Source organism: Anaerotruncus sp. DFI.9.16 (assembly GCF_024461615.1).
Lineage (GTDB): Bacteria > Bacillota > Clostridia > Oscillospirales > Ruminococcaceae > Anaerotruncus > Anaerotruncus massiliensis.
In genome coordinates this window covers 175,951-193,491 of record NZ_JANFZX010000001.1, presented here as the reverse complement: position 1 = coordinate 193,491, position 17,541 = coordinate 175,951, and the positions used below count along the sequence as shown (strand labels likewise).

Annotated in this window: 19 protein-coding genes; all 19 read right to left on the bottom strand. The window is 64.1% G+C overall.

The features are described from left to right. Nucleotides 1–66: 66 nt before the first annotated feature. The 19 genes from rsxC to smc all read right to left on the bottom strand — a co-directional run bounded on the left by rsxC (nucleotide 67) and on the right by smc (nucleotide 17,540). Nucleotides 67–1,380: an electron transport complex subunit RsxC gene (rsxC, locus tag NE609_RS00935; protein ID WP_256151410.1), complete on the bottom strand. Its 1,314-nt coding sequence runs from the start codon at nucleotides 1,378–1,380 to the stop codon at nucleotides 67–69. Nucleotides 1,381–1,456: 76 nt separating this feature from the next. Further along, nucleotides 1,457–1,963, bottom strand: coding sequence for a Gx transporter family protein (locus tag NE609_RS00930; protein WP_256151409.1), 507 nt, complete (start codon nucleotides 1,961–1,963; stop codon nucleotides 1,457–1,459). Further along, entirely contained in the window at nucleotides 1,960–2,973 is a 1,014-nt protein-coding gene (locus tag NE609_RS00925) for an FAD:protein FMN transferase (RefSeq protein ID WP_256151408.1), read from the bottom strand. The genes NE609_RS00930 and NE609_RS00925 overlap by 4 nt, the downstream gene beginning before the upstream one ends. 146 nt (nucleotides 2,974–3,119) lie before the next feature. Further along, nucleotides 3,120–3,557, bottom strand: a complete 438-nt coding sequence (locus NE609_RS00920) for a CD1247 N-terminal domain-containing protein (RefSeq protein WP_121585698.1) — start codon at nucleotides 3,555–3,557, stop codon at nucleotides 3,120–3,122. Nucleotides 3,558–3,601: 44 nt separating this feature from the next. After that, entirely contained in the window at nucleotides 3,602–4,159 is a 558-nt protein-coding gene (gene efp, locus NE609_RS00915) for an elongation factor P (protein WP_121585699.1), read from the bottom strand. Nucleotides 4,160–4,290: 131 nt separating this feature from the next. Continuing rightward, nucleotides 4,291–5,364, bottom strand: coding sequence for a Xaa-Pro peptidase family protein (locus NE609_RS00910; protein ID WP_121585701.1), 1,074 nt, complete (start codon nucleotides 5,362–5,364; stop codon nucleotides 4,291–4,293). Between the two features lie 12 nt (nucleotides 5,365–5,376). Beyond that, nucleotides 5,377–5,808 carry a type II 3-dehydroquinate dehydratase gene (aroQ, locus tag NE609_RS00905; protein WP_370867112.1) on the bottom strand — a complete coding sequence of 144 codons (432 nt, stop codon included), beginning with the start codon at nucleotides 5,806–5,808 and terminating at the stop codon, nucleotides 5,377–5,379. Beyond that, complete coding sequence (aroQ, locus tag NE609_RS00900; protein WP_101550878.1) at nucleotides 5,805–6,236, bottom strand: type II 3-dehydroquinate dehydratase; 432 nt, start codon at nucleotides 6,234–6,236, stop codon at nucleotides 5,805–5,807. The genes aroQ (NE609_RS00905) and aroQ (NE609_RS00900) overlap by 4 nt, the downstream gene beginning before the upstream one ends. Beyond that, nucleotides 6,233–7,102 carry a TIM barrel protein gene (locus NE609_RS00895; RefSeq protein WP_256151407.1) on the bottom strand — a complete coding sequence of 290 codons (870 nt, stop codon included), beginning with the start codon at nucleotides 7,100–7,102 and terminating at the stop codon, nucleotides 6,233–6,235. Before NE609_RS00895 ends, aroQ (NE609_RS00900) begins: the two co-directional genes overlap by 4 nt. After that, the gene (locus tag NE609_RS00890; RefSeq protein WP_256151406.1) at nucleotides 7,102–7,599 is read right to left on the bottom strand and encodes a YqeG family HAD IIIA-type phosphatase; all 498 of its coding nucleotides are present in this window, start codon (nucleotides 7,597–7,599) and stop codon (nucleotides 7,102–7,104) included. Before NE609_RS00890 ends, NE609_RS00895 begins: the two co-directional genes overlap by 1 nt. Before the next feature lie 176 nt (nucleotides 7,600–7,775). Continuing rightward, nucleotides 7,776–7,952 carry a 30S ribosomal protein S21 gene (gene rpsU, locus NE609_RS00885; protein WP_101550884.1) on the bottom strand — a complete coding sequence of 59 codons (177 nt, stop codon included), beginning with the start codon at nucleotides 7,950–7,952 and terminating at the stop codon, nucleotides 7,776–7,778. A gap of 151 nt (nucleotides 7,953–8,103) precedes the next feature. Further along, nucleotides 8,104–10,509: a leucine--tRNA ligase gene (gene leuS, locus NE609_RS00880; protein ID WP_256151405.1), complete on the bottom strand. Its 2,406-nt coding sequence runs from the start codon at nucleotides 10,507–10,509 to the stop codon at nucleotides 8,104–8,106. A gap of 59 nt (nucleotides 10,510–10,568) precedes the next feature. After that, nucleotides 10,569–10,919: a ribosome silencing factor gene (gene rsfS, locus NE609_RS00875; RefSeq protein WP_101550888.1), complete on the bottom strand. Its 351-nt coding sequence runs from the start codon at nucleotides 10,917–10,919 to the stop codon at nucleotides 10,569–10,571. A 21-nt stretch (nucleotides 10,920–10,940) separates the two neighbouring features. Further along, entirely contained in the window at nucleotides 10,941–11,507 is a 567-nt protein-coding gene (gene yqeK, locus NE609_RS00870; protein WP_256151404.1) for a bis(5'-nucleosyl)-tetraphosphatase (symmetrical) YqeK, read from the bottom strand. Nucleotides 11,508–11,525: 18 nt separating this feature from the next. Then, nucleotides 11,526–12,128, bottom strand: a complete 603-nt coding sequence (nadD, locus tag NE609_RS00865) for a nicotinate (nicotinamide) nucleotide adenylyltransferase (RefSeq protein WP_256151403.1) — start codon at nucleotides 12,126–12,128, stop codon at nucleotides 11,526–11,528. After that, the gene (locus NE609_RS00860; protein ID WP_101550893.1) at nucleotides 12,128–12,418 is read right to left on the bottom strand and encodes a YhbY family RNA-binding protein; all 291 of its coding nucleotides are present in this window, start codon (nucleotides 12,416–12,418) and stop codon (nucleotides 12,128–12,130) included. The genes nadD and NE609_RS00860 overlap by 1 nt, the downstream gene beginning before the upstream one ends. An 18-nt stretch (nucleotides 12,419–12,436) precedes the next feature. Next, a complete protein-coding gene (gene rdgB, locus NE609_RS00855; protein ID WP_101550895.1) occupies nucleotides 12,437–13,027 on the bottom strand; it encodes an RdgB/HAM1 family non-canonical purine NTP pyrophosphatase in 591 nt (196 codons plus the stop codon). Then, entirely contained in the window at nucleotides 13,027–13,959 is a 933-nt protein-coding gene (gene ftsY / locus NE609_RS00850) for a signal recognition particle-docking protein FtsY (protein ID WP_256151402.1), read from the bottom strand. The genes rdgB and ftsY overlap by 1 nt, the downstream gene beginning before the upstream one ends. An 11-nt stretch (nucleotides 13,960–13,970) precedes the next feature. Beyond that, nucleotides 13,971–17,540, bottom strand: a complete 3,570-nt coding sequence (smc, locus tag NE609_RS00845; RefSeq protein ID WP_256151401.1) for a chromosome segregation protein SMC — start codon at nucleotides 17,538–17,540, stop codon at nucleotides 13,971–13,973. Nucleotide 17,541: the final 1 nt, after the last annotated feature.

The following is a 17,541-nucleotide window of genomic DNA, read 5'->3' as shown; positions in this document are numbered from 1 at the left end:
TTGCCTTTTCCTCCGCCGGGGCCTGGGTTTCCACTGTATTCACAGCCACAACAAATCCCTCCTATCCTATTTCTTCGCCGTCGCGGCCCGGAGCTTCTGCTTTGCCATTTTGTTGGTAAAGGTCAGATTGCGCTTCGCCGGACAGACAAACGAACAGCAGCCGCACTCCATGCAAAGCGAAACCTTCAGCTTCTGGAGCATCGGGATGTTGTCCGATTCATAGGCCTTTTCGATCATACGGGGCATCAGGTGGTAGGGGCAGGCCTGGATGCACCGGCCGCAGCGGATGCAGGGCTGCTCCTCATAGACCGCCGTCTGGCTCTCGTCGAACGCGAGCAGGGCGTTGTTGTTCTTCAGGACGGGATATGTATCGTCGAAGACGAGCGTGCCCATCATCGGGCCGCCCATGATGAGCTTCTTGGGCGTGCATTTATAGCCGCCGCAGAAGTCGATCACATCGGAAAAGTGCGCCCCGATGGGGGCGACGACGTTCTTCGGCTCCGCGACCGCGCCGCCGTCGACCGTGAGCGTCTTGGTGACGAGCGGCATGCCGGTGCGCAGGTACTGGCCGATGAACGCGGTGGTCGTCACGTTTTCGACGATGACGCCCACGTCCGCCGGGAGCATCCCCTCCTTGATGACGCGGCCGGTCGTCTCATAGGCGGTGACCTTTTCCGCGCCCTTGGGGTAGATCGCCCGCAGGCTGCACACCTCGATCGACGGGTCGTCCCTGGTAAGGCGGCGCAGCATCTCGATCGCCTGGGGCTTGTTGTTCTCCACCGCGATCTTGACCTGGGTGATGCCGACGTATTTTTTGATCGCCGCGATGCCGTCGAGGATGTCCTGCGGACGCTCGATGATCGTGCGGTAGTCGGAGGTGATGTAGGGCTCGCACTCGGCGGCGTTGACCACCAGCGTGTCCACCTCCGAGAGGTTTTTGGGGTTCATCTTGATGTGCGTCGGGAAGCCCGCGCCGCCGAGCCCCACCAGCCCGGAGGCCCGGATCGCCTTGACGAATTCCGGGTGGTTATCGATTTCGGGAGGCTTTATATGTTCATCGACCGCCTGCTCCCCGTCGGTCTGGATGATTACGACCTGGCACCGGGAGCCGGTGGCCGTCACGATCTCCTCTACCGCCGAGACCGTCCCCGAGACGCTCGAATGGATCGGCGCGCTCAAAAAAGCCTCGCTGTCCCCGATCATCGTCCCGACCTTGACGGCGTCCCCCTTCTTCACCAGGGGATTGCAGGGCGGGCCCATATGCTGCGACATCGAAATGCAGACTTCTTTCGGCAGCGGCATAGGGGTGCTTTCGCAATTTTCCGTGTTCTTGAAGTGCGCCACCTTGGCGCCCTTCAGTGTCTTTTGCAAAACACTCATGTTACCATTTCCTCCTCTGAGTTTTATGGTGGGAGTTGCAGTATCATCATCCGACGTCCCGCCTCCGGGCGGGGCGTCAAAAGAAGATTCGGTTGAAATGCGGCCTGAGCAGCCGCAGGAGCAGCCCCGTGAGCGCGCCCATCGCGACGCCCCCCAGCGCGAGCACCGGAAAGTAATAGAGCACCGCGCCGTTGAGCAGCAGCACCGCCATCACAAGCTGTCCGGCGTTGTGCATGAGTCCGCCGCAGATGCTTGTGAAAAGCTCGCTCGGCTTTTTGGGCAGCGCGCGCAGCAGGAGCATCGCCGTCACCGACACCAGCCCCCCGGCGAGGCTCATCGCCGCGCCGACCGGCCCGCGCGTCAGCAGCACAAAGAGGCTCTTGAGCGCGGCCAGCGTGTACGCCTCCCGCCAGCCGAGGCAGAAAAGGCAGTACATCGTCACGATGTTGCTGAGTCCCAGCTTGACGCCGGGGACCGGCACCATCGGGGCGAGCGACGATTCCACGAGGCTCAGCACGACCGACAGCGCGAAGAGCAGCCCCAAAAAAGCGACCTTGGACGCGCGGTATTTCATCCGTTTCATGACGGCACCTCGAAGTGGTAGCTCCCGCCCGGGTCGGCGGGGGTGAACCGGTCCAGAAGGTCGTTGGATACGTAGACGTTGCGCTCCCGGTCGATGACGACCAGCCCGCAGCCGAGCGCGTTGAGGTTCTCCAGGACGTAGTCCCTGCCCTTGATGAACAGCCAGGTCGACATACTGTCGGCAAGCGCCCCGTCGGGTGAGACGACCGACACGGACATCAGCCCGGTGTCGGCCGGGCGGCCGGTCGCGGGGTCGAGGATGTGGTGGTAGCGCACCCCGTCCCGCTCGAAATAACGTTCGTAGTCGCCCGAGGTCGCCATCGTCGTATCGGACAGCGTCACCACCGCGATGTAGTCGTTCCCGCCGCCGCGCGGGTCGCGCACCCCGAATTTCAGGGGCTCCCCGTCCGGCTTCGCCCCCATCGCCATGATGTTGCCGCCGATGGAAATGTAGCCCGAGTCGACGCCGTATTCTCGCGCGACTCTGCGCGCCGCGTCGCAGGCGTAGCCCTTGGCCACGCCGCCGACGTCGACCGCCTGCCCCTCGCGGCGCAGCATGGCCGACCGGTCCGCGGAGTTAAGGAGGATGTCCCGGTATCCGACGAGGGCGCGCAGCTCATCGATGCGCGCGTCGGAGGGCACCTGCGGATGGCCCGAGGTGACCCCCCATTCGGCGGTGAGCGGGGCGATGGTCACGTCGAACGCGCCGCCCGACGCCTCCCCGAACGCCGCGCAGCGGGAGAGCAGCCCGTAGGTGTCCTCCGAGAGGGGCACGTGCCCCCTCCCCGCATTTTCGTTGAGCCGCGCGACCTCCGAATCAGGCAGGTACATTGACATGCGCGACTCGATCCCCGCGAGCTCCGCCTCGATCGCGTCCCTGGCCGCCTGGGCGTTCTTCCCGTAGAGCTTGTATTCCACGATGGTATCCATGAGAAACGACGTGCCCGTCACCGGAGCCTCCCGCCCGCCGCAGCCGGCGAGCAGCAGGAGTCCGATGAGAAGCGCGGTCATCCGCATTCCCCTCGACAATGGCAAAAATCCTTTCGGCTGGTATCTTTTCGGTCGAAAATCCTGCACAGATTGACAAAAAATCGTCAACAGTGAAAACACCCCGCGGGAGGCGGGGTGTCTTCCGACGGAATCCGTTCGGGAAATCCTTATTTGTCGTCGTTGTCGGAGTCTTCGGTCTCTTCCCCGTCGTCCTCAAGGTCGAACTCCAGCAGCTCGCCGCAGTTCGGGCAGGTGGTCTGTCCCTCTTCCAGCATGTCTGAATCGATGCAGACGATGTCGCCGCAGGTCGGGCAGCAGACCTCATAGATGTCGCCGTCCTCAAAGTCCTCCGCGCCGCACTCGTCGCAGTCGCACTCGTCGTCGAGGTCATAGTAGTCCTCTTCGAGAGAGCCGAGGTCCTCGTCGATCGTCTCGACCTGCTCGGTGAGCTCGTCGAGCTCCGCCTCGAGGTCGGACACGGTGAGCGCCATATCGTCAAACGCGTCGATCAGGGCCTTGATGACCTTGCCCTCCTTGGTGCTCTCGTCGATGCCGAGGCCCTCGGCCAGGCCTTTGATATAAGCGGCCCGTTCAGTAATCGTCATGGTAACGCCTCCTTAAAAATCATAGAATCATGTGGATCAGCAGGTTACGCGCGCTCCATATACTCCCCGGTGCGGGTGTCGACCTTGATGTGGTCGCCCTCGTTGATGAAGAGCGGGACGCGGATCTCGGCGCCCGTCTCGAGCACCGCGGGCTTGGTCGCGTTGGTGGCGGTGTCGCCCTTGAAGCCCGGATCGGTCTGGGTGACTTCGAGCTCGATGAAGAAGGGCGGCTCGACGCCGAAGACCTTGCCCTTGTAGGAGAGCACCTTGCAGTCCATGTTCTCCTTGACGAACTTGAAGTTGTCGCTCAGCACGTCCTTGGAGATCGGGATGTTCTCGTAGGTCTCGTTGTCCATGAAATAGTAAAGGTCGCCGTCGCTGTAGAGGTACTGCATGTCCTTCCTCTCCACATAGGCGGTCGGGAACTTATCGGTCGGGTTGAAGGTCTTCTCAGTGACCGATCCGGAAATCACGTTCCTGATCTTGGTGCGGACGAACGCCGCGCCCTTTCCGGGCTTGACGTGCTGGAACTCGATGATCTGGACCACGTTGCCGTCCATCTCAAAGGTCACGCCATTTCTAAAATCGCCGGCAGAAATCATATGTTACCCTCCAAATATTCTGATACGTCTGTCTCTTTCCCGTCCTAAGCACGGTCAGATCGGTACCATCCAGATTAACACTCTAATTCTATATTATAATCACTCATTTTGCAAGCCCTATTCGCAGAGAATTATAGGATGATCAGCGACTTGTCGGAATGTGTGAGGTCCTCGCAGCCGTCCTTTGTGACAAGCACCATATCTTCGATGCGCACGCCGAACCGTCCCTCGAGGTAGATGCCCGGCTCCGCCGTCATGACCATACCCGGCTCGCACACCGTCTCGTCCCCCTTGCCGAAGCGCGGGTTCTCATGGATTTCCAGCCCGAGCGAGTGGCCGGTCGTATGGCCGAAGCAGGCGCCGTAGCCCGCGTCCGTGATGATGTCCCGCGCGGCGGCGTCCACCACATGGCAGATTTCCCCCGGCTTGACGGCAGCGATCGCGGCGAGCTGGGCGCGCAGCACCGTGTCGTAGATCATCCGCTGCTCGTCGGTGACCTCCCCCACCGCGACGGTGCGGGTCATGTCGGAGCAGTAGCCGTCCACGAGGCAGCCGAAGTCCATCGTGATAAAGTCGCCGCGCGCGACCACCTTGTCGGTCGGCACGCCGTGCGGCATCGAGGAGTTCCTGCCAGACACGACGATATAGTCGAAGGAGGGGCCCTCCGAGCCGTGGCGGAAGGCGTAGTCGAGCAGCTCGCCCGCGATCTCCCGGTCGGTGAGGCCCGGCCTGATGTAGCCGCAGATGTGAGAAAACGCCTCGTCGGTCACCTTCTGGGCAGCGCGGATCGCGTCGAGCTCGTCGGGCGATTTGATCATCCGCATGCGGCGGATGACGTCGTTCACCTTCCCGTTCATCACGAATTCCACGCCCGGGACCTTTTCCTTCCAGGCGGTGAACTCCGACAGGGTCATGTATTCGCTCTCGACCGCGACGCGCCTGACGCCGTGGCGCTTGGCGAGCTCCCCGATCTGCTCATAGAGCTTATCCTGTAAAACCACCTCGGCGCCGCGCACGACCGCGCGCGCCTTTTCGATGTAGCGGAAGTCGATCACAAAGGTCGCGCCCGCGTTCTTCACCGCGAAGAGGGTGCCCGCGGTCGAGTGCATGCCGGTGAAGTACTGCCGCCCCACCTGCGAGGCGACCAGCACCGCGTCGATCCCGTCGGGAAGCAGCCCGAGCAGCCGTTCAATTCTGTTTTGCATGGATGTCTCCTCCTATTTCATTGCCGCCAGCGCGTCGAGCGCCAGCAGGTAGCTTTGCCTGCCAAACCCGTAAACGCCTCCCGCGCAGACAGGCGCAAGCACCGAATGGTGCCGGAACTCCTCACGCGCGTAGACGTTGGAGAGGTGGACCTCCACCACCGGAATGCCGACCGCCGCGATCGCGTCCCGCAGGGCGATGCTCGTGAAGGTGTAGTCCCCCGCGTTGAACGCAACGCCGTCATAGGCCCCGCGCGCCGCGTGGAGCCTGTCGAGCAGCTCCCCCTCGTGGTTGGACTGGAAAAAGTCGCACGCGTACCCCCGCTTTTCGGCGTGGGCCGCGATCCGCCGGTTGATATCCTCCAGCGTCTCGGTTCCGTAAACGCCCGGCTCCCGCACCCCCGTGAGGTTGAGGTTGGGGCCGTGCATGACCAACATCCGCTTCACTGCATCGCCTCCAGCGCGTCGACCGCCAGCAGGTAACCCTGCTTGCCGAAGCCGAAGATCCCGCCCGCGCAGACGGGCGCGATGACCGACTTGTGCCGGAACTCCTCGCGCGCGTGCACATTGGAGAGGTGCACCTCCACCACCGGGATGCGGATCGCGGCGATCGCGTCCCGGATGGCGATGCTGTAGTGGGTGTAGGCGCCCGCGTTGAGCACCACGCCGTCGTATTCGGTGCGCGCCGCGTGGAGCCTGTCGATGATGGCGCCCTCGTGGTTGGACTGGAACACGTCGCACACAAGGCCCTTCGCCTCGGCGTGCGCCACGATCTGCCGGTTGATGTCGTCGATCCCCTCGGTCCCGTAGACGCCCGGCTCCCGCACGCCCACCAGGTTGAGGTTCGGTCCGTGGATGACCAGAATCTTTTTCATGACTGTCCGCCTTTCGCTGTCAGATACATCCGTTTCATCGTCCCCGCGTCCTCCGCCTGCGTGCCCGCGGACTCGCAGATGAAGGTGGGGGTGCCGTTTTTCTTTGCGACCAGTTCGGCCAGCGGCTCAAAATCCGGGCCGAACTCGGTATCCTCAAAGGTCAGATGGACCTTCTCCCCGCCGGGAACGGTGTAGGCGATCTTGCTGAAGTGGGAGTGGAAAAGCCGCGCCCGGTCGATGCCGATCGCGTTTTCCATCTCGTCGAAGATCTTCGCGTAGGCTCCGGGGCCGTCGACACCGCCGTAGGTGCGCGCGTTGAGGTGCCCGAAGTCGATGCAGGGAAGGATGCGGTCGTCGAGCTTACAGAGCGCGAGCACCTCCGAAAGGGTGCCGAGCTGGTTGAGCTTCCCCATCGTCTCGGGGCACATGCGGATGTGGGAAAGCCCCTCCGCGTCGAGCGCCGCGATGCACTTTTTCATCGTGTCGCACGCGAGCTCGAGCGCCGTCTCCCGGCTGATTTTGCCGCAAGACCCGGTGTGGATCACGACGCGGTCCCCGCCCATCGCGCCGACCGCGCGGGCCGACTGGAGGACGTAGTCGACGCTCTTGAGGCGTTTTCCCTCCTCCACGCTCGACATCGAGATGTAATAGGGCGCGTGCAGGCTCAGCTGGATGTCCTTCGCCGCGCACAGCTCCCCGAGCTGGCGGCAGTTCGCCTCGGAAATCTTGACCCCCCGCCCGCACTGATACTCGAACGCGTCGAGCCCCATCTTTTCGAGGTATTCGGGCAGGTCGGTATTCTTTTTATAGCCCATCTCGGTGAAACTCCGCGAGTTCCCCGCCGGGCCGAACCGGATCTTTGCCATCAGTGCGTTCCCTTCCGCCCGCCGCGCAGGACGAGCTTTTCCAATCTGCGCTTCAGCTTAAAAAACGGGAAAGGCTCCAGCTCGATCGGCTCCACCAGGATCGACACCGCCCCCGCGAGGTTGGCGCAGAGCACGTCGGTAAAGACCTGGTCGCCGACGATCGCGATCTCCCGCGCGTCCGCCCCGAGCCGTTCCCGCGCGCGGCGCACGCCGCCCCCGAGGGGCTTCGCCGCGTCCGCGATACAGCCCACGCCGAGCTTTTCGGCGAACGGCTCCACCCGGGCCGGGTGGTTGTTGGAGAGGATGAAGAGACGGACGCCCGCCGCCCGCATCCGCGCGAGCCAGCCGTGCACGCCGTCCGCCACGTCGGGGTTGTCGTGGGTGGTCAGGGTGTTGTCCACGTCGAGCAGCAGCACCGTGATCCCCTTGTCCCGCAGCCACTCCGGCGGGATGTCCCACGCGCGCCGGAACCGGTAGTCGGGCTGAAAGACCGCCATATCCGGTCCCCCCGTTTCCTGAAGAATCCCCGCCGCGGGGGCGGGGCGCGGGCGCAAACACCGCCCGTACCCGGATATTGTACCGCAAAGCGCCCCGATTTACAACCTCGGCGCCCGCCGGACGGCAAAAAAATGTGCAAAACGGGCGGGGATATTCCCCGCCCGTTTATGGATGATTATTTGAATTTACGCTTACGAGCCGCCTCAGATTTCTTCTTGCGCTTGACAGAAGGCTTTTCGTAGTGCTCTCTCTTGCGGACCTCGGCGAGAACGCCGGAGCGGGCGCAAGAACGTTTGAAGCGCCGCAGCGCGCTGTCCAAAGACTCATTGTCCTTGACTCTGATTTCTGACATTTACCTATTCCCTCCCCACGCCGTCCGGCAGGAGTTGATACCCGCAAAGATGTGGATAACAAAATTTATTATACTATGGAAACGCCTGTTTTGTCAAGCAGTTTGCCCCGCCTTTCGGCGCAAAGCCGCCGGACCGCATGAATACGGGCTTTTACCGGGCGACGATGTTGACGAGCTTGCCCTTGACGACGATCTCCTTGACGATCGTCTTGCCCTCCAGCGCCGCCTGGACCTCGGGGCGGGCCTTGACGGCGGCGAGCAGCTCGGCGTCCGGGGCGTCCGCGTCCACCATGACGCGCGCCTTGATCTTGCCGCACACCTGCGCGGCGATCTCGACCTGCGCGTCCCTGCATTTTTCGGGGTCAAAGACGGGCCACTTCTGATCGGTGACCGTCCCGCCGAACCCGGCGCGCTCCCACATCTCCTCGGTCATGTGCGGCGCGAAGGGGTTGAGCAGCAGGATGAAGGTCCGCAACTCCGCGTGGTTGACGCTGCCCTTCGCGCAGATATCGTTGAGGAGGCTCATCATCGCCGCGATGGCGGTGTTGTACTTCATCGCCTCGATGTCCTCGGACACCTTCCGGATTGTCTTGTGCAGGGCGCCTTCCAGCTCGGGGGTATACTCCCCGCCCGGCGCGAGGATGTCCAGCAGCCCGAACACCCGCTCCAGAAAGCGCTTGCAGCCCTTGATCGACGACTGGGACCAGGGCGCGCTCTTCTCGAAGTCGCCGATGAACATCTCATAGAGGCGCAGGGTGTCCGCGCCGTAGTCGCGGATGATGTCGTCGGGGTTGACGACGTTGCCGCGGGACTTGGACATCTTCTCGTTGTTTTCACCGAGGATCATGCCGTGGCTTGTGCGCTTGGCGTACGGCTCGGGCGTGGGCACCACGCCGATGTCGTAGAGGAACTTGTGCCAGAAGCGGGAGTAGAGCAGGTGGAGCGTCGTGTGCTCCATGCCTCCGTTGTACCAGTCGACCGGCATCCAGTATTCGAGCGCCTCCCTGGAGGCGAGGGCCTTATCGTTGTGGGGATCGCAGTAGCGCAAAAAGTACCAGGACGAGCCCGCCCACTGGGGCATCGTGTCGGTCTCCCGCCTGGCGGGCGCGCCGCACTTGGGACAGGACACGTTCACCCAGTCGTCCATGGCCGCGAGCGGCGAATCGCCGTTTTCGGTCGGCTCGTAGCTGTCCACCTCGGGCAGGCGCAGCGGCAGCTCGCTCTCGTCGAGCGGGACATAGCCGCAGTGGTCGCAGTGGATGATCGGGATCGGCTCCCCCCAGTACCGCTGGCGGGAGAAGACCCAGTCGCGCAGCTTAAAGTTCACCTTCGGCTCGCCCTTGCCGTTTTCGGCGAGCCAGGCGGTGATCTTCTTCTTTGCCTCCTCGACCGAGAGGCCGTCGAGCATGCCGGAGTTGACCATCACGCCCGTCTCACAGTCTGTAAAGGCTTCCTCATTTACATTCCCGCCCTTGACGACCTCGACGATGGGCAGGCCGAATTTCTTGGCGAATTCCCAGTCGCGCGTGTCGTGCGCCGGGACGGCCATGATCGCGCCGGTGCCGTAGGACATGAGGACGTAGTCGGAGAGGAAGATGGGGATCTCGGCGTTGTTGACCGGGTTGATCCCCCGGACCCCCTCGAGCATGACGCCCGTCTTGTCCTTGACCAGCTCGGTGCGCTCGAAGTCGGACTTCTTCGCCGACTCCTCCTGGTAAGCGCGTACCGCGTCCATGTTGGAGATCTTGTCCGCCCACCGGTCGACGTAGGGGTGCTCGGGCGAAATGACCATGTAGGTCGCGCCGAACAGGGTGTCGGGGCGGGTGGTAAAGACGGTCAGCTTGTCCCCCGCAGTGGTGTCGAAATCCACCTGCGCGCCGGTCGAGCGGCCGATCCAGTTGCGCTGGGAGACCTTGACGCGGTCGATGTAGTCGACCGTGTCGAGGTCGTCGAGCAGCCGCTGGGCGTACTGGGTGATGCCGAGCATCCACTGGCTCTTGACCTTGTGGACGACCTCGCTCCCGCAGCGTTCGCAGACGCCGTTGACGACCTCTTCGTTCGCCAGTACGACCTTGCAGCCGGTGCACCAGTTGACCGACATCTCCTTCTTATAGGCGAGCCCCTTCTTGAAGAGCTGGAGGAAGATCCACTGGGTCCACCGGTAGTAATCGGGATCGGTGGTGTTGATCTCCCGGTTCCAGTCGAAGCTGAGCCCCAGGCTCTTGAGCTGGGACTTGAACCGCTGAACGTTGTCGTGGGTCACCTTTTCGGGGTGGATGTGGTTCTTGATGGCGTAGTTTTCGGTCGGCAGTCCAAAGGCGTCCCAGCCCATCGGGTAGAGGACGTTGTAGCCCTCCAGGCGGCGCTTGCGCGCGACGATGTCCAGCGCGGTGTAGGAGCGCGGATGGCCGACGTGCAGCCCCTGCCCCGACGGGTAGGGGAACTCGACCAGCGCGTAATACTTCGGCTTGGAGTAGTCGTCGGTCGCCGCGAAGACGTTGCGCGCCTCCCAGCTCTTCTGCCATTTTTTCTCAATTGCTGCAAAATCGTACTTCAATGCTGTACACTCCCTGTTTGCCGTGTCCAGCGCGGCAAATGATGTTGGCTTCCTTTATTTTATTCCGCAAGCCCCAGGTCGACGCGCGGGGCGTCCGCCCACAGCCGCTCGAGCGAATAGAACTCGCGGGTTTTGTCATAGAAGATATGGACGATCACGTCGTAGTAATCGAGCACGACCCACATGGCCGACTGGTAGCCCTCGATGCGGCGCGGCTCGAAGCCCTGCTTGGAGAGCCCCTCCTCGACCGCGTCCGAAAGCGCCTTGACCTGCGCGTTGGACCCGCCAGACGCGATGACAAAATAATCCCCGATCGTGGTCAGATCCCGGATCTCGATCGCGGTGATGTCCGTGCCCTTTTTTTCCGACAGGAGCCTCGCGGCCTCCTTTGCCATTTCAATCGATGTCATTGCTTCACCTCCGGTAAAAAATCAGTACGCCATATAGACATTATATGCCTGGAACGTATCAAAGCTGATTCCGAGCGACCGCTCCACGAGGTCGTTGACCGCGTAGCGCATCGCTTCCTTCATCGCGGGCTTGAGGGCGGTTTCCGCGAGTTTCCGCATCGGCAGGATGTCGGGATAGACGCGGTCGACACTCGTCAAATCCGCCAGGTAGACCACCTCGTCCAGCTCGGTCATATGCCCGCACGCCGTCGTGTGAAAACGGATGGCGTGCAGGATCTCGGGGTCGGTGATGCCGAGCTTCTCCGAAATGAAGCCGCACGCCGCCATGCCGTGCCACGTCTTGGGCTGGCTCTCCTGCACGCTGTCAAGAATGATACCACACTTTGTGAGCCATTGCAACTGCTCCTCCCTGGGTATCTCCTTGCAGATATCGTGCATCCAGCCGGCCACCATCGCCTTCTGCTCGTCGCAGCCGTAGAGCCGCGCGAGCTTCTGCGCCTGCTGCACCACGCACTGGGTGTGGTAGTACCGCTTGGCCGAGAGGGTCTTTTTCGCAAGTTTGTCCAGCTTCTTCAGATCATATTCCATCAGGAACGCCCCGCTTTCCTATAATGTCTGATAGAGCCCATGGCTGTCGATGTATGCGGCGACCTTTGGCGGGACCAGCCCGCCGAGCGGTTTCTTCTCCCGCGCGCGCGCGCGCACGAGCGTCGAGGAGATCGGAAGGGGGTTAAGCTCGACCAGCTCGCAGCGCGCCCCCTGCGCCTCGAGCGAGCGTTTGCAGTCGGCGAGCCGGCCGCGCAGCGCGGTGTCCCGCGCCCCGGCGCAAATAACCGCCAGCTCGCAGATGCGCCTCCACTCCCGCCACCCGGTCAGCGTCAGGAACATGTCGCTGCCCATGATGAGGTAGAAGCCGTCGTCCGGGTATTCCTTTGCAAGCTGCTCGAGGGTGTCCACCGTGTAGCTTTTCTGCCCGCGCCGCAGCTCGATGTCGCTCGCCTTGAAGCCGGGCAGGACGTCGAAGGCGAGGCGGCACATCGCGAGCCGGTCCGCCCCGTCCGCGAGCTGCTCCCCCGGCTTGTGGGGCGGCAGGCAGGTGGGGATGACCAGCATCCGGTCGAGCCGGAGCGCGTCAAAATAGGTGCGCGCCAGGTGGATGTGGCCGTTGTGGACGGGATTGAAGGTCCCGCCGAAGACCCCCGTGCGCATCAGCCGAGGTCGATGACCGGTTTTTCAGGGTTGCGGCGGTAGAGCACCAGCTTCATGCCGATGACCTGCACCACCTCGGAGCCGGTCGCCTCGGCGAGCTGCTGCGCGACCTCGCGCACCGGCGCGGGGCTCGTCTCGAGCACCCGCAGCTTGATGAGCTCGCGCGCCGTCAGCGCGTCGTCCACCTGTTTGACGAGCGCTTCCGCCACGCCGCCCTTGCCCACCTGGAGGATGGTCTCCCCGGTGCTCGCGATGCCGCGGAGCTTCGCCCGCTGTTTGCTTGTCAGCATATCCTTTTCTCCTCTATCTCATCCGTTTTGATGTTCGTTCAGCTTGCGCGCCAGTTCCCGCAGCGCCTTGCCGCGGTGGGATACCGCATCCTTCTCCTCCGCGGAGAGCTCCGCGAAGCTGCGGTCCCCCACGTAGAAGATGGGGTCGTACCCGAAGCCGCCGTCCCCGCGCGGCTCCCAGCCGATCTTCCCTTCGCAGGTCCCCTCCGCGTCGATGCGGGCGCCGTCCGCGCCGATATAGCAGATGTGCGCCACGAAGCGCGCCGTGCGGCGCTCCTCCGGCACCCCCTCCAGCTCCCCGAGCAGGCGGGAAATCTTTTCGGGATAGGGGGTCTCCTCCCCCGCGTACCGCGCCGAGTAGACCCCCGGCGCGCCGTCCAGCGCGTCGACGCAGAGCCCCGAGTCGTCCGCGACGGCGGCCAGCCCGGTGCGCTCATGGACCGCGTCCGCCTTGAGGAAGGCGTTTTCCGCGAAGGTCGTCCCCGTCTCCTCGACCGAGAGGCCGGGGCAGACCTCCGACTGCGCGGCGGGCTCGATGCCCAGCGGCGCGAAGATGCGGGCAAATTCCCGGAGCTTGCCCATGTTCCCCGTCGCGGCAATCACCTTCATCACGCGTCCTCCTCCGTTTCCTCCCGCCCGCCGAAGAGGGCGTCGACAAAGTCCTGCGCGTTAAAGGGGCGCAGATCGTCGATCTGCTCGCCCACGCCGATATATTTGATCGGGACCTGTAATTCCTGCTTGATGCCGATGACCACGCCGCCGCGCGCCGTGCCGTCGAGCTTGGTGAGGATGATGCCGGTGATGCCCGCGGCCTCCTTGAACTGGCGCGCCTGGTTGAGGGCATTCTGCCCCGTCGTCGCGTCGAGCACGAGCAGCACCTCGGTGTCGCAGCCGGGGGCTTCCCGCTGGATGACGCGGGAGATTTTGCCCAGCTCGTCCATGAGGTTCTTCTTGTTGTGGAGGCGGCCCGCCGTGTCGCAGATGACCACGTCCACGCCGCGCGCCCTGCCCGCCGTGACCGCGTCGAAGACGACGGCCGCCGGGTCGGAGCCCTCCGACTGCCGGATCATGTCGACCCCCGAGCGTTCGGCCCACACGCCGAGCTGTTCGATCGCCGCCGCGCGGAAGGTGTCCGCCGCGCCGAGCAGCACCTTTTTGCCGTCCGCCTTGAGGTTGGCGGCGAGCTTGCCGATCGTGGTGGTCTTGCCCACCCCGTTCACGCCGATGACAAGGATGACCGACGGCCTGGTCGAGAGGTTCAGCTCCTCCCCGCCCGCAAGCATCCCCGCGATGATCTCCTTGAGCAGGCCCTTGACCTCCGACGCGTCGGTGACGCCCCGCCGTTTGACCTCCGCGCGCAGTTCATCGCAGATGGCCGAGGCGGTCACCGCGCCCACGTCGGACATGATGAGCGTCTCCTCGAGCTCCTCAAAGAGCTCCTCGTCGATCCTGGTGAAGGAATTGACCAGCTCGTCGACGGCGCGCGCCATCGACTCCCGCGTCTTTTTGAGCCCTTCCGCAAGTCTTCCGAAAAATCCCATTTGGTACCCCCCTACTTGATGCCCAGTTTGCTTTCGATCTCGCTGACGTGCAGCTCAAGCAGCTTGGACACGCCCTCCTCCTGCATCGTCACGCCGTAGAGCATGTCCGCTTCCTCCATCGTGCCGCGCCGGTGGGTGATCGTGATGAACTGGGTCCTGTCGCACATCGTGCGCAGATACTGCGCGTATTTGACGACGTTCACGTCGTCGAGCGCCGCCTCGATCTCGTCGAGCAGGCAGAAGGGCGACGGCCGCACCTTGAGGATCGCGAAATAGATGGCGATCGCCACAAACGCCTGCTCGCCGCCCGAGAGGGCCGCAAGGTTCTTGATGATCTTGCCGGGCGGCTGGACGTAGATTTCGATGCCCGATTCAAGCACGCTGCCCGGGTCGGTGAGGGTGAGCTCCGCCCGCCCGCCGTCGAAGAGCTCGGTGAAGATTCTGGAGAAATTTTCGGCGATCCTGCCGAAATTATCCGCGAAGATCGACTGCATGTCGCTCGTGAGCTGGGTAATCAGCTTCATAAGCTCGGCGCGGGACTTCTCCGCGTCGTCCGTCTGGGTCTTGAGGAAGCGGTACCGCTCCGACACCTCTTTGTATTCCTCGATCGCGCTGACGTTGACGTTGCCGAGCGCCCGGATCTTCCCCTTGAGCTCCCCGAGCCGCCGCTGCGCCCTCCCGGCGTCCTCCACCGGCCGCGCGATCTCGGAGGCCTGCGTGCGGGTGATCTCATATTCGTCCCACAGCCGCGAGATGATGCCGTCGTACTCCGCCTGGAGCGACGCCTTCTTCTCCTCGAGCCGCGCAAGCTCCCGCACGGCGGTCTCCCGCCGCGCCGTGATCTCCTTTTCGTCGGCGCGCAGGGCGGTGGTCTTCGCCTCGCAGGCGTTGCGCGCCTGCGTCTTCTGCTCGATCTCCGCGCCCAGCGCGGCGGCCTGCGCCGCGTAGTCCTCCCGCCGCCGCTCGGCCTGCGCGATCTTCTCCCGGATTTCCGCGTTCTCCCGCAGATAATCCGCCCGCTGCCGCTCGAGCCCGGCGACGTGCTCCTTCTGGTGCAGCTTCTGGTCGCGCAGCTGGTCGGCCATCTGCCGCAGGCCGTCGATCTCCTTGGTGATCGAGATGATCTCCACCTCCTGCCGGGACAGGCGCGCGGACACCTCCGACGCCTGCGCCGCGCAGGTGTCCCGCTTGGAGGCGAGCACGCCGAGCTGCTGCGCCACCTCGTCGAGCTGGCGGTTCAAATCGTCGGTCAGCTCGGCGCTCGTGACGTTCTTTTCCTTCAGTTCCTCGAGCCGTTCGGCCAGCCGGCCGTATTCCTCCGCCGCCTGCTCGCGGGAACGGACCGCCTCGTCGCGGGCGGAAGCCAGCTGCTTCTGCTCGGCGGTATAGCGGATCTTATCCTCCTGCGCGGTGGCGAGCTCCCCGTCGATCCCCGCAAGCGACGCCTGCACGGCCGCGATCTCCTCGCGCAGCGCCTTGATCTGCCCGTCGAGCCCCGCCATCTCCTTTTCGCACGCCGCGGCCCTGCCCTTGAGCTCCTCGATCTCCTTCGAGCGGCTGAGGATGCCCGCGCTGCGCGCGGCCCAGCCGCCCGTCATCGAGCCGCCCGCGTTGACGACCTGCCCGTCGAGGGTGACGACGCGGAAGCGGTAGCCGCCCTTTTTCGCGACGGCGGCCGCGCAGTCGAGGTCCCGAACGATCACGATGCGGCCCAAAAGCTGGTTGATCACGCCCCGGTAGCGCTCGTCACACCGGACCAGGTCGGCGGCAACGCCGACAAAGCCGTCCGTTCCGGGCAGCCAGTTTTCGTTGAGCCGATTCCCCTTGACCGTGGAGACGGGCAGGAAGGTCGCCCGGCCCGACTTGCTCGATTTGAGCATGCCGATGGCGCGCTTGGCGACCGCCTCGTCCTTGACGACGATGTTCTGCATCGCCGCGCCGAGCGCGATCTCCACCGCGAGCGCGTAGTCGTCCTCCATCGAGATGAGCCGGGAGACGGGGCCGTAAACGTCCCCGATCGCGCCCCTGCGCGCCTGCTCCATGATATATTTGACGCTCTGTGAAAAGCCCTCCAGGCTGTTCTCCATGTCGAAGAGCAGCTTGGCCCGCTGGGTGTGGGCGCGGGCCTTGTCCTCGAGGGCGCGCCGCTGCTCGAGCAGCGCGTCGAGCTTCTGCTGGCGGCCCTCCAGCTTCATCTGGCAGCCCCTGCGGGAATTTTGCAGCGAAAGCAGGTTCTCCTCGATCCCCTCGAGCAGCTCCCCGCAGTCGGAGAGCTCCCGCCGGATCTTAGCGATATTTTCGTCCTTGACGACCGCGCCCTTCTTGAGGGACTCGAGCCGCGCGATCGTCTCGTCGATCAGCGAGCTGCTCGACGCGGAGGAGAGCTTGACCTCGTTGATGCTCTGGGTCAGGCCGAAACGGCGCTCCTTGAGCGCGTCGATCTTCCCGCGGCAGTCCTCCTGCACTTCTCCCAGCGTCGTCAGCTCCCGCTGGACCTCCTCATGCCTGCGGCGCAGGTCGTCAAGGCCCTGCCGGCGTTCCGCGATCTGCGCCTCAAAGGTATGTATCCTTTCGTCGAGATCGCTGTCCGACGCGTCCGACTGCTCGAGTTCCGCCCGGATGCGCTCGACCGACGCGTCGTTGTGCGCCATATCATTGCGCAGGACGGCGATCTCCGCCCCGCTCTGCGCCGTGAGCTCCTCGATCTCCCGGACGCGCCCGCGCCGCGAGTCGATCTCGACCGCGAGCGCCTGCATCTGCGCGAAGAGCGCGTTGATCTGCCCCTCGATGCCGTCGAGCTCCGCCTGGACGCCGTCGTGCTCGTCGCGGCAGAGCAGGATCTTGTCCTCCTGCTCCCGCAGCACCGCCCTGGATTTGTCGAGCGTCAGCACCCAGAGGGAGATTTCCAGCGTCTTCTTCTCCCCCGCGTATTCGAGGAACTGCGCCGCCTTTTCCGACTGCGCCCGCAGCGGTTCCACACGGCTTTCGAGCTCGTCGAGGATGTCCCGCAGGCGCAGGAGGTTTTCCTCCGCGGCCTCCAGGCGGCGCTGGGCCTCGAGCTTGCGGTAGCGGTACTTGGAGATCCCCGCCGCCTCCTCAAAGATTTCGCGGCGCTGGGTGCTCTTCGCGCTGACGATCTCGGCGATCTTGCCCTGCCCGATGATCGAGTAGCCGTCCCGCCCGAGCCCCGTGTCCATGAAGAGCTCGTAGACGTCCTTGAGGCGCACCGCCGCGCCGTTCAGCCGGTATTCGCTCTCCCCCGAGCGGTAGAGCTTGCGCCCGACCGTGACCACGTCGCTGTCGCAGGCGAGCGCGCGGTCGGCGTTGTCGATCGTGAGCAGCACCTGCGCGTAGCCCTGCGGCTTGCGCGTCTGCGTGCCGCCGAAAATGACGTCCTCCATCTTGCCGCCGCGCAGCGTCTTCGTCGACTGCTCCCCCAGCACCCAGCGCACCGCGTCCGCGATGTTGCTCTTGCCCGAGCCGTTCGGCCCGACGACGGCCGTGATGCCGTCGTGGAAGCTGAGCTTTGTGCGGTCGGGGAAGGATTTGAACCCCTGTATCTCCAAGCTGCGAAGACGCAAT